The organism is Pseudomonas sp. xss_4 (assembly GCF_043104125.1).
GTDB lineage: Bacteria > Pseudomonadota > Gammaproteobacteria > Pseudomonadales > Pseudomonadaceae > Aquipseudomonas > Aquipseudomonas parafulva_B.
In genome coordinates this window covers 90924-103633 of the sequence record NZ_JBICKJ010000038.1, presented here as the reverse complement: position 1 = coordinate 103633, position 12710 = coordinate 90924, and the positions used below count along the sequence as shown (strand labels likewise).

The 12710-nt window shown below is 63.0% G+C and carries 7 protein-coding genes; all 7 read right to left on the bottom strand.

Going from position 1 to position 12710, the window contains the following annotated elements; genetic code table 11:
* Positions 1–44: 44 nt before the first annotated feature.
* The 7 genes from ACF8GB_RS07470 to ACF8GB_RS07440 all read right to left on the bottom strand — a co-directional run bounded on the left by ACF8GB_RS07470 (position 45) and on the right by ACF8GB_RS07440 (position 12697).
* The gene (locus ACF8GB_RS07470) at positions 45–1532 is read right to left on the bottom strand and encodes an efflux transporter outer membrane subunit (RefSeq protein WP_196125812.1); all 1488 of its coding nucleotides are present in this window, start codon (positions 1530–1532) and stop codon (positions 45–47) included.
* Entirely contained in the window at positions 1529–4636 is a 3108-nt protein-coding gene (locus ACF8GB_RS07465) for an efflux RND transporter permease subunit (RefSeq protein WP_058605399.1), read from the bottom strand. The genes ACF8GB_RS07470 and ACF8GB_RS07465 overlap by 4 nt, the downstream gene beginning before the upstream one ends.
* Positions 4637–4667: 31 nt before the next feature.
* On the bottom strand, positions 4668–7763 hold the full coding sequence (locus tag ACF8GB_RS07460; RefSeq protein WP_392526771.1) for an MdtB/MuxB family multidrug efflux RND transporter permease subunit: 3096 nt from the start codon (positions 7761–7763) through the stop codon (positions 4668–4670).
* Positions 7760–9034: an MdtA/MuxA family multidrug efflux RND transporter periplasmic adaptor subunit gene (locus tag ACF8GB_RS07455; RefSeq protein ID WP_058638330.1), complete on the bottom strand. Its 1275-nt coding sequence runs from the start codon at positions 9032–9034 to the stop codon at positions 7760–7762. The genes ACF8GB_RS07460 and ACF8GB_RS07455 overlap by 4 nt, the downstream gene beginning before the upstream one ends.
* A 218-nt stretch (positions 9035–9252) precedes the next feature.
* Positions 9253–9753 carry a thiol peroxidase gene (gene tpx, locus ACF8GB_RS07450; protein ID WP_058638331.1) on the bottom strand — a complete coding sequence of 167 codons (501 nt, stop codon included), beginning with the start codon at positions 9751–9753 and terminating at the stop codon, positions 9253–9255.
* Between the two features lie 153 nt (positions 9754–9906).
* Complete coding sequence (locus tag ACF8GB_RS07445; RefSeq protein WP_392526770.1) at positions 9907–11187, bottom strand: serine/threonine transporter; 1281 nt, start codon at positions 11185–11187, stop codon at positions 9907–9909.
* A 313-nt stretch (positions 11188–11500) separates the two neighbouring features.
* A complete protein-coding gene (locus tag ACF8GB_RS07440; protein ID WP_078478532.1) occupies positions 11501–12697 on the bottom strand; it encodes an amino acid aminotransferase in 1197 nt (398 codons plus the stop codon).
* Positions 12698–12710: the final 13 nt, after the last annotated feature.

Sequence of the window (12710 nt, the reverse complement as noted above, 5' to 3'; positions counted from 1 at the left end):
GTCGACGGTAGGTCTGTACGTCGACATAGGTCAAAGGTTACGCATCAATCCTGGTCGGCGAACGCCCCTCGTGCATCCCAGCCACCGCCCAGCGCTGCCACCAATTGGACACTGGCAACCAAGCGGCCCTGCAACAGGTTGAGCACACTGCGCTCGTTGCTCAGCGCGGTGGCCTGAACATTGACCACATCCAGATAGCCGATCAAGCCGGCCTTGTATTGATTTTCCGTAAGCCGCAGCGATTCGCGGGCGGCCTCCAGGGCCTCCTGGCGCACCACGGCTTCGTCCCCGTACACCTTCAGTTGCACCAGCAGGTTCTCCACCTCCTTGAAACCATCCAGCACGGTCTGGCGGTACTGGGCGACCGTCTGATCATATACGGCTACGGTACGGTCCACCTCGGCGCTGCGCCTGCCTGCATCGAACAGGGTGAGCGCAAGCTGTGGTCCGACCGACCAGTAACGGTTGGGCAACTCGATCCAGTTGTTGAAGCTGCTGCTCGAGTAACCGCCGTTAAGGCTCAGGCTAAGATCCGGAAAATAGGCCGCGCGCGATACGCCGATATTGGCGTTGGCAGCCATCACATTGCGCTCGGCAGCGGCGATGTCGGGCCGCCGCTCGAGCAGTTGCGATGGCAGCGCCACCGGAATTTGCGGCAATGCAGGAATCGCCTGGCTGTCGGCCAGGGCAAATTGCGCAGGCGTCTTGCCCAGCAGCACGGCAATGGCGTTCTCGAACTGGGCGCGCTGCCAGATCAGGTCGATCAGGTCAGCCTCGGTGCTCTTGAGCTGGGTGCGCGCCTGGGCCACCGCGTCGGGGCCGGCGATGCCTGCGCGGTATTGGTTCTGATTCATCCGCAGCGAGCGCTCGTATGCGGCCACCGTGGCTTGCAGCAGGCGCTTCTGCTCATCGATGACGCGCAGTTGCAGGTAGTTCTGCACCAGCTCCGACTGCTGGCTCAAGCGCATGGCGGCAAGGTCGGCCAGGCTGGCCTGGGCACTGGCCTGGTTGGCATTGAGCGTCTCGCGCAACTTGCCCCACAAGTCGATTTCCCAGCTGACTCCCAACTGGGCGTTGTAAGTGTCCCGAATGCCGCTGCTGTTATTGGACAGGCTTGAGCTGGAACTGCCAGTGCCCTGGGCCGACCTGTTCTTGGCCACGCTCAGGTCGAGACTTGGAAACAGTCCGGCGCGGCTGCTGCGCACCAGCGCCTGGGCCTGGCGATACTGCGCCTCGGCTTGCGCCACACTCTGGTTGTTGCGATTGAGCTCATCGACCAGTGCGTTGAGTTGCGCGTCGCCATAGATCTCCCACCAGGCACCACGGGCGATGGCGTCAGAAGGCGTTGCCTGCGTCCAGCCTTCGGCATGCTTGAATTGCGCCGTGCCGGTCATTTCCGGACGGTGGTAGTCCGGGGCCAATGTACAGGCGCTGAGCAAGGCGGCCCCCAAGGCTGCCCCCAGCAAACGCGAGCCGCGAACACGGCTGAGCACTTGCAGGGCACGATGAAGCGGAGTCTGGGCAAAAGTCATAGCGGGTTTTCCAAGGCCGCGTCGGTGCGCACACCGCGCCAACGGTTGTAGCGGTGACGCAAGCGGTCCAGATACAGATAGACCACAGGCGTCGTGTAGAGGGTCAGAACCTGGCTGAAGACCAGGCCGCCGATGATGGTCAGCCCCAGCGGCTGACGCATCTCCGCCCCTTCTGCCTGGCTCAGCAGCAGCGGCAAGGCGCCGAGAATGGCCGCCAGCGTCGTCATCAGGATTGGGCGCAGGCGCAGCAGGCATGCGCGGCGAATGGATTCCTCAGGTGACAGCCCCTGGTGACGTTCAAGTTGCAGGGCCAGGTCGATCATCAAGATGGCATTTTTCTTTACCACCCCGATCAACAGGAACAGCCCCAGCAGGGAGATCAGGCTGAACTCGCCACCGGTCACATACAGCGCCAACAAGGCACCGACGCCGGCCGAGGGCAGCGTGGACAAGATGGTCAGGGGGTGGATGTAGCTCTCGTACAGAATCCCGAGCACCAGGTACACAAGCACCAGTGCGCCCAGAATCATGAAGGGCTGCCCCTGTGCGGTCTTGGTGAAGGCATCGGCGGTGCCGCCAAGCTTGGCGATCACCCCTTCCGGAAGGCCGAGCTTGGCCACGGCACGCTCGACTGCCGCCAGCGCCTGGTCGGTGCTGTAGCCTTCGGCGACGTCGAAGGCGATGTCCTCGGAGGCGAACTGGTCTTCGTGGCTGACCCGGTCGTTGGCCAGGCTGTTCTCATAGTGCGCGATGGTCGACAGCGGCACCCGTGCGCCCTCGGCGGTAATCACCTGCACCTGCTCCAGGGTACTGGGGTCCCAGGCGTATTTCGGGTTGATCTCCAGCACTACCTGATATTGGTTGAGGCTGTCATAGATGGTGGATATCTGCCGCTGGCTGTAGGCATTGTTCAGCACGGTGGTGACCATCTGCATGTCGATGCCCAGGCGCTTGGCCTGGTCGCGGTCCACCACCAGCGTCACCTGCTGGGTGCCCGCCCCGTCGCGTGCGTCGATGGCGGTCAGCTCGGGCAAGGCGCGCATGGCCGCGACGACCTTGGGGAACCACTGGCGCAAGGCTGCCAGGTCGCCGCTCTGCAAGGTATACAGGTACTGCGAGGACGATTGATCACGCCCGCCACCGCCCAGTTGCAAGTCCTGATCGGCCATCAGGAACAGCCGCCCGCCAGGCACCTTGGGCATTTCCTTACGCAGGCGTTCGATCACCTTCTGGGCATCGAGCTTGCGTTCGCTGATGGGCTTGAGCCTGACCAGCACCATGGCGTTGTTGGTACCGCTGTTGCCGCCGATGAAGCCTGCAACACTCTGTACGGCAGGGTCTGCCAGCAAGGCGCGCCGGTAGGTTTCCATCTTGGGCTGCATGACGCTGAACGACAGGCCGTCATCACCGCGGATGAAACCCATGAGCTGGCCGGTATCCTGCTGGGGCATCAGTGTCTTGGGCACCACGACGTACAGCGCCACGTTGACCGCAATGGTCACCAGCAGGCTGATCAGGGTCAGGCGCCGATGCCGCAGCGCCCAGCCCAGGCTGCGGTCATAGCCGGCAACCATGCGCCGGTGCACGGCATCGCTCCACCGTTGCAGGCGAGTCTGTTCGGCCTGGTGCGCAGTCAGCCAACGGGCACACAGCATGGGGGTAAGGGTTAGCGACACCAGCAACGAAACCATGATGGCGGCCGCCAGGGTGATGGAAAATTCCTGGAACAAGCTGCGCACGATGCCGCCCATGAACAGGATCGACACGAACACGGCCACCAGTGACACGTTCATCGACAGGAGGGTAAAGCCGACCTCCTTGGCGCCCAGGAAGGCCGCCTTCATCGGTGGCTGCCCGTCCTCGATATGCCGGGAGATGTTCTCCAGCACGACAATGGCATCGTCCACCACAAGCCCGGTCGCCAGGATCAGCGCCATCAGCGACAAGTTGTTGAGCGAGAAGCCGCACAGGTACATGACCGCGAAGGTGCCAACCAGCGACACCGGCACCGCCAGGCTGGGAATCAGTGAAGCACGCAGGCTGCCGAGGAACAGGTAGACCACCAGGATTACCAGCACCACGGCGATCAGCAAGGTATGCTCCGCCTCCTTGAGTGTGGCCTTGATCACCGGCGAACGGTCCATGGCCACGTTCAGCTCGACGCTCGCCGGAAGTAGCGATTGCAGGGCAGGCAACTGCGACTTGATCTGCTCCACAGTGGCAATGATGTTGGCACCTGCCTGCCGATTCACGACCAGCAATACCGCGCTCTGGTCATTGAAAAAGCCACTGTTGTAGCGGTTTTCGACGCCATCGGTGATGGTTGCCACATCCGATAGCCGAAGAACCGTGCCGTTCTCCTGGCGAATCACGAGCGGCCCGTAATCCTTGGCGCTTTCCAACTGGTCGTTGGCCCGCACCTGCCAATTACGCTCGGCATCTTCGACAAAACCCATGGGCCGGCGCTGGTTGGCATTGGCCACCGCGGTACGCACCTCGTCCAGCGCCAGTCCGTACTGGTTCAGCAACTGTGGCTCGACCGAAATGCGCACGGCCGGCAGCGAACTGCCACCGATCTGCACCTCGCCCACGCCCGGCACCTGGGCCAGGCTTTGGGACAGGATGGTATCGGCCAAATCGTACAGCTGCCCTTTCTGCAGCACACTGGAGGTCAGCGACAGGACCATGACCGGCGCCTGGGACGGGTTGATCTTCTTGTAGGTCGGCATGCTGCGCATGCCGCTGGGCAGCAGGTTGCGGGTGGCATTGATTGCAGCCTGCACCTCGCGCGCAGCGCCGTCGATGTCGCGGCCAAGTTCAAAGCCAATGATGACCCGCGTTGAGCCCTGGTTGGAACTGCTGGTCAATGTGGTAACCCCGGCAATGCTGCCCAGCTTGCGCTCAAGCGGCGTTGCCACGGTCGAGGCCATGACTTCGGGGCTCGCACCCGGCAGGTTGGCCGACACCACGATTACCGGGAAATCCATCTGCGGCAGCGGCGAGACCGGCAACAGACCGAAGCTGACCGCGCCCAGCAGCATGATCGCCAGGCTCAACAGCATGGTTGCCACGGGCCTGCGGATGAATGGCGCAGACAGGTTCATCGGGCCGCCCCTACTGAAGCGCTGCGCGTATTCATACCGGTTCCTGCGCCAGGTCGCGCTTGCCGAAACGACGCCCCAGCCGGTCGAAGTACAGGTAGATGACCGGCGTGGTGAATAGCGTCAGCACCTGGCTCACGAGCAGCCCACCCACCATCACCAGGCCCAGGGGTTGGCGCAGTTCGGCGCCGGACCCGGTGGCCAACATCAACGGCACGGCTCCGAACAGGGCCGCCAGCGTGGTCATGAGGATTGGCCGGAACCGCAGCAGCGCGGCCTGGTAGATGGCATCGCGCGGGCTCATGCCCTGGTGACGTTCGGCTTCGAGCGCGAAGTCGATCATCATGATGGCGTTTTTCTTGACGATACCGATCAGCAGGATGATGCCGATGATGGCGATCATGCCCAGGTCGTTGCCACTGATCAACAGCGCCAGCAAGGCGCCCACGGCAGCCGAAGGCAGCGTCGAGAGGATGGTCACCGGGTGGATGTAGCTCTCATAGAGCACACCCAGCACGATGTACATGGTCACCACCGCCGCGAGAATCAGCAGCAAGGTGCTCGACAGAGATGCCTGGAACGCCTGCGCCGCGCCCTGGAACCGGGTCTGGATGCCCAACGGCATGCCGATGTCCTGCTGAACCTGCTCGATCACCTGCACGGCTTTGCCCAGCGAGGCGCCCTGCCCCAGGTTGAATGACAAGGTGACCGCCGGGAACTGACCGATGTGAGAAATGGCCAGCTGCGCCTGGCGCTGCTCGATGCGCGCCAGCGCCGACAGACGCACCTGCCCGCCATCACTGGCCTTGACGTGGATCGACTCCAGTGCCTGGGGACCGATCACGGCCGCGTCTCGCGACTGCAGCACCACCCGGTATTGGCTGGCCTGGGTGTAGATAGTCGAAATCTGCCTCTGGCCGAAGGCATCGTAGAGCGCGTTGGTGATCTGCGACACGCTGACGCCCAGCCGGCTGGCCATGTCCCGGTCGATCACCAGGTACACCTGCAGCCCATTGGCCTGCAGGTCACTGGCCACATCGGCAAGCTCGGGGCGCAGGTTCAGGGCCTGGACCAGTTTGCCACTCCACTGCCCCAGCAGTTCGGCATCGGGCGATGACAATGTGAACTGGTACTGCGTACGGCTGACCCGGTCCTCAATACTCAAATCCTGCACCGGCTGCATGAACAGGCGGATGCCCACCAGCTTGTCGAGCTGGGGTTGCAAGCGCTTGATGACATCGCTTGCAGTGACATCGCGCTCCCCATGAGGCTTGAGGTTGATGAGCATACGGCCGCTGTTGAGGGTGGCGTTGTCGCCGTCCACGCCAATGTAGGACGAGAGGCTCTGCACGGCAGGGTCCTGCAGGATGACGCGGCTCAGGGCCTGCTGCCGGTCGCTCATGGCCGCGAACGAGGTGGACTGGGGTGCTTCGGAGATGCCCTGAATGACGCCCGTGTCCTGGACCGGGAAGAATCCCTTGGGCACCACCATGTACAGCAGCACCGTCAACGCCAGGCTTGCCACCGCCACCAGCAGGGTCAGGGGCTGGCGCTTGAGTACCCATTGCAGGGCGCTGGCGTAGTGCTTGATCAACCAGTCGATCCAGGCACCGCTGGCCCGGTAGAAACGGCCTTGCTCATCTGGGGTGGGTTCGCGCTTGAGCAGGCGCGCGCACATCATCGGCGTCAGGGTCAGCGAGACCACCAGGGAAATCAGGATGGCCACCGCCAGGGTGATGGCGAACTCCCGGAACAGGCGCCCTACCACATCGGCCATGAACAACAGCGGGATCAGCACGGCGATCAGCGAGAAGGTCAGCGAGATCAAGGTAAAGCCAATCTGCCTGGCGCCTTTGAGCGCCGCCTGCAGCGGCGTTTCGCCTTCCTCGATGTGCCGTGAAATGTTCTCCAGCATCACGATCGCATCGTCCACCACAAAACCGGTGGCGATGGTCAGCGCCATCAGGGTGAGGTTGTTGATGGAAAACCCTGCCAGGTACATGACGGCGAAGGTGCCGACCAATGACAGCGGCACGGCGATCGAAGGAATGATCGTAGCGCTGACCCGCCGCAGGAACAGGAAGGTGACCATTACCACCAGGGCGATGGCGATCAGCAGTTCATGCTGAACGTCGCGCACGGCGGCGCGGATGGTCTGGGTACGGTCGGTGAGCACGGACACGTCCAGGCCGGCGGGCAGGTTGTCGGTGATCGAGGGCAGCATGTCCTTGATGCGGTCCACCACCTCGATGACGTTGGCACCTGGCTGACGCTGAATGTTCAGAAGCACGGCGTGATTCTGGTTGGCCCAGGCCGCCAGCCGTTCGTTTTCCGCGCCGTCGACGATCTGCGCCACATCCTTCAAACGCAGCGGGGCGCCGTTGCTGTAGGCCAGGATGAGGTTGGCGTATTCCTCGGGCGAGCGCAGTTGGTCATTGGCGTCGAGCATCGAGACGCGTGTAGGGCCATCGAAATTGCCCTTGGGCTGGTTGACGTTGGAGGCCCCGATCAGTGTGCGGACATCCTCCAGGTTGAGCCCGTTGGCCGCCAGTGCATCCACATTGACCTTGATGCGCACAGCCTGGCGCTGGCCCCCTGCGATGCTGACCATGCCCACCCCGCTGGTCTGGGCCAGCTTCTGGGCCACGCGGGTGTCGACCAGGTCGTTGAGCTTGGGCAGCGGCATGGTCTTGCTGGAGATGGCCAGCGTCAGCACTGGCGTATCGGCCGGGTTGACCTTGTTATAGACCGGGGGGGCCGGAAGGTCGCTGGGCAGCAGGTTGCTGGCGGCGTTGATCGCGGCCTGCACTTGCTGCTCGGCCACGTCCATGTTCATGTCCAGGTTGAAGCGCAGGGTCAGGACCGACGCGCCCCCTGAACTGGTCGAGGCCATCTGTTCAAGGCCGGGCATCTGGCCGAACTGACGTTCAAGTGGCGCGGTGACGGCACTGGTCATCACCTGGGGGCTTGCCCCGGGGTACAGGGTCATGACGCGAATCGTGGGGTAATCGACCTGCGGCAGCGCGGCGACAGGCAGCATGCGGTAGGCGATCAAACCGGCCAGCACCAAGGCCAGCATGGTCAAGGTCGTTGCGACTGGCCGCAGGATGAACAGGCGCGAGAGGTTCATGCGCCCGCCTTGCCTGCGGTGCTATCAGCCTGGCCCGGCGCATTGCTTTCCTGGCCCTGCAAATGCTGGCCTGGCGTGGTGGGCACCTGGGCGCTGTCATCGACCACTTCCACCTTGGTGCCTTCACGCAGGCGGTCGGTGCCTTCGAGCACCAGGCGATCACCGGCCGCCAAGCCGTCGAGGATCACGCTGTTTTCACCGTCGCTGGGGCCGACCTTCAGCTTGCGCACGTTGACGGTATTTTCGCCGTTGATCACATAGGCGAACGTTCCGTCGTTACCGAACTGAATGGCGGCGGCTGGCGCCAGCACCACCTGCTTGAGCGTATCGGCAAGCAGGCGCACGTTGACGAACTGGTTGGGGAACAGGGCCAGGTCCTTGTTCTCGAAACGGCCCTTGAACTTGAGGGTGCCAGTGGCAGTGTCGATCTGGTTGTCGATGCTGCCCAGCACGCCGGTGGCCTGCAGCTTGCTGTCGCTCCGATCCCACGCCTCCACAGGCAGGCTAGCGCCGGTGCGATAGCGTTCAAGAACGGTACCCAGTTCGGTTTCCGGCAGCGTGAACGCCACGTTGATCGGCTCGGTCTGGGTGATCACCACCAGCGCTGTGGTGTCGTTGGCGGCCACCAGGTTGCCCAGGTCGAGCTGGCGCAGGCCGACGCGGCCGCTGATCGGCGCGCGAATCTGGGTGAATTCAAGGTTCAGGCGCGCATCGTTGACCTGTGCCTGGTTGGTCTTGACCAGCCCCTGGAACTGGGCCACCTGTGCCTGAGCGGTGTCCAGGGTTTGCTTGGCGATACTGTCCTCGGCATACAGCCCTTTGTAGCGAGCGACGTCGACCTGGGCATTCTTCAGTTGCGCCTGGTTCTGGGCCAGGGTGCCCTCGGCCTGTTGCAGGGCGATGCGGTAGGCACGCGGGTCGATTTCGGCAAGCAAGTCACCGGCCTTTACCTGCTGCCCTTCCTTGAAGTGAATCTTGACCAGCTCACCGCCTACACGGCTGCGCACATTCACGGTATTGGTCGCGGTCACCGTGCCAAGCGCCTTGTAGTAAAGCGGGAAATCGCCCACCCGTGCAGGTTCCACCCTCACCGGGACCGGGTCAGTAGACCCGCCGAAACCGGGCCGCCCGCTTTTGCCGCCCGGCCCTCCAGCAGCCTGGTCGGTGGCTGGCGTGGCAGGCCATAGCCACCAGGCCAGCACTGCGACCAGCAACACGATCAGCAGCGTGACGAGCCAGCGACGGGGAGAACGGGATTTTGGCGCTTGCATGGGTTGAACGAACCTTGTTCGGATTGACGATTCAGGAGGGTGAACGATAAGCACTGTCGACGGCCAAGCAAAGCGCCTTTACCAGAGGTTTACCTTTGCCTGACGTTGCCAAGACCCTGAACTTTAAACGAAAACGGCCCGGAAAAGCGTTCCGGGCCTTTACAGGTTATAGCTTGGAGCGATGGGCAGGCGGAAGGTTCGATCCCTGCCCGGCGCCGTCACTTCAATGCGGCAAGGGCTGCCTCGTAGTCGGGCTCGTCGGCGATTTCAGCTACCAGCTCGCTGTGCAGCACCTTGTCGTGCTCGTCCAGTACCACGACGGCGCGGGCAGCCAGCCCAGCCAAGGGGCCGTCGGCGATGGCCACACCATACTGCTCAAGGAACTCACGGCCACGCATGGTGGACAGGTTCTTGACGTTTTCCAGGCCTTCGGCGCCGCAGAAGCGAGCCTGGGCAAATGGCAGGTCGGCGGAAACGCACAGTACGACAGTGTTGGCCAGGTCATTGGCCTGGGCATTGAACTTGCGCACGGACGTGGCGCAGGTAGGCGTATCGACACTTGGGAAGATGTTCAGCACCTTGCGCTTGCCGGCGAAGTCCTTGAGCGACTTGTCGGCCAGCCCCTCGCCTACCAGGGAAAACGCCGGCGCCTGGGCGCCAACCTGTGGCAGCGAGCCATTGACCTGGACGGGGTTGCCTTTGAGAGTCACTTGAGCCATGACGAAATCCTCGATCTTGGGTTGGGAAAAGGATCACGAGTTAACCATGACGGCCAGCATGTGCCTATGGGGCAAGGTGAATTTGTTGCCGGTGTGGCAACGGCCCGCCCTGGCGCACTTGCCGGGCACCGGGGCGGGCCTGCTGCTGCAGGCTTAGGCCAAGAGGCCGTAGACGACCGAAGTCAGGGCGACCAGGCCGATCACGGTGACGAACACGTTCGACAGCGCCCCGCTGTACTTGCGCATGACAGGCACGCGGCGAATGGCATACATGGGCATCAGGAACAGCAATACTGCGATGATCGGGCCGCCGAGGGACTCGATCATGCCCAGGATGCTGGGGTTGAGCGTGGCAACGATCCAGCACACCACCAGCATCAGCGCCGCCACCACGCGGTCCAGGGCCTTGGCACCCGGGCGCGCGCCAGTCTTGCCGATGATGCCCTTGAGGCCTTCGCTGGCGCCGATGTAATGGCCCAGGAATGACTTGGCGATAGCGACGAAGGCGATCAAGGGCGCGGCAAAGGCGATGGTCGGGTTGCTGAAGTGGTTGGCCAGGTACGACAGGATCGACAGGTTCTGCGCCTTGGCTTCGGCCAGTTGCGCACTATCGAGGGTCAGCACGCAACTGAAGACGAAAAACAGCACCATGGCCACCATCAGCAGGTGCGCACGTGCCAGGATCTGGCCGCTGCGGGCGTCGGCATGATCGCCATAGCGGCGTTTCTGGTCGACCGCGAAAGCCGAGATGATAGGGGAATGGTTGAACGAGAACACCATGACCGGGATGGCCAGCCATACCGTGTGCAGGAAGGCCGAATTGCTGGGCACCGTGTGGGCGCTGTCGAGAATACCACCGGTCCAGTGCGGGATCAGGTACAGGCCCAGCAGCGCCAGGGCCACGATGAACGGATAGACCAACAGGCTCATGACCTTGACCGTGGCCTGTTCGCCGCAGCGTACGATCGCGAGCAGGCCCAGGATCAGCACGAATGACAGCAGCGCACGGGGTGGAGGTGCGATGTGCAGCTGGTGCTCCATGAAGCTGCTGACGGTATTGGTCAGGGCCACACTGTAAATGAGCAGGATGGGGAAGATGGCAAAGAAGTACAGGACTGTGATCAAGGCGCCAGCCTTGATGCCGAAGTGTTGCTCGACCACGTCGGTGATATCTGCCCCTTCGCGCCCCGAAAGCACGAACCGGGTCAGCCCGCGGTGGGCGTAGTACGTCATCGGGAAGGCAAGCACGGCCAGCACCAGCAACGGCCAGAACCCGCCAAGGCCGGCATTGATCGGCAGGAAAAGCGTACCTGCGCCAATGGCGGTGCCAAATAGTCCGAGCATCCAGGTGGTGTCCTGCCGGGCCCATTTGCCGAGGCTGGCGGCGGTCGTTTGTTCGTAACGCTGTTCTACGCTTGAGGCCTGCTCATTCATCCGGGTGACGCTCCACTCGCAAGACTGCAACAGGCTGAGAATGACGAAGCGTTGGCTGCGCCCTACTCAACCGGAAAAAGAGGGGCGCGATTGTGCACGGAAAGGTTGCACTTGCGAAGCCTTTTTCGGAGGGGCGGTTGCACTTGTCTGTACAAGCGGTAGGTGCAGCCGGGGGGCCCAGCACGCTCCGCGTGGAGAAGGCCCTGGCTGGCACAGGCGTCCGTGAGCACGGAATGCGGAAATGGAAAGGCAATCGCCGAAGCCACAGGGCGGCCTCGGCGAGGGTTGCTGCAAAACGTCAAGCCTGGGGTGCTTACTGATGTACAGCCGCGAAGGCCTCGGCAACCCGCTGCAGGTTCGCCGGCCGCAGGCCTGACATGCACACGCGGCCACTGTCGATCAGGTAAACGCCAAACTCATCGCGCAAACGGCGCACCTGCTCCACGCTAAAGCCGGTGTAACTGAACATGCCCCGCTGACGCAGCAGGAACTGGAAATCACGCCCCGGCAGCAGCACACCCAGCGCATCGACCAACGCCTGGCGCATGTCCAGGATGCGGGTGCGCATCACCTCTACTTCCGCAGCCCACTGGGCATTGAGGGCGGGATCGTTGAGCACGCCTGCGACCAGTTGGGCGCCGAAGTTGGGCGGGCTGGAATAATTGCGGCGCACGGTGGCCTTCAGCTGGCCGAGCACGCTCTGCGCCGTGGCTGCATCGTCGCAAACCACCGACAGGCCGCCCACACGCTCCCCATATAGGGAGAAGATCTTGGAGAACGAGTTGCTGACCAGGCATGGCACGCCTGCGCTGGCCATCTCGCGGATGGCGAACACGTCTTCGACCAGACCCTGGGCAAACCCTTGGTAGGCGATGTCCAGGAAGGCGATCAACTGGCGGGCCTTGACCACCTCTACCACTTGCTGCCACTGGCCCTGATCCAGGTCGGCACCCGTCGGGTTGTGGCAGCAGGGGTGCAGCAGCACCACACTGTTGGCAGGCAAAGTGTGCAACGTGGCAAGCATGCCCTCGAAGTCCACGCCACGGGTGGCCTGGTCGAAGTACGGGTAGGTGTTAACGGTGAAACCTGCACCCTCGAAGATGGCGCGATGGTTGTCCCAGGTAGGGTTGCTGACCCAGACTTGCGCCTGCGGGAAATAACGCTTGAGGAAGTCGGCACCGACCTTCAGGGCCCCGGAACCACCGACGGTCTGCACCGTCGCCACGCGACCGCCAGCAACCGCCGGATGGTCGGCACCGAACAGCAGGGCCTGAATGGCCTGGCGGTAGCTGGCAAGGCCTTCCATCGGCAGGTACAGCGAAGCATCGTGATCCTGACCTGCGATGCGCTTTTCCACTGCATCCACTGCAGCGAGCTGCGGCACTACTCCGGCTTCGTCGTAGTACAGGCCGATGCTCAGGTTGACTTTGTCGGCGCGCGGATCGGCCTTGAAGGTTTCCATCAACGAGAGGATCGGGTCGCCGGCGTAGGCTTCGACATGTTTGAACACAGCGTGCAGCTCC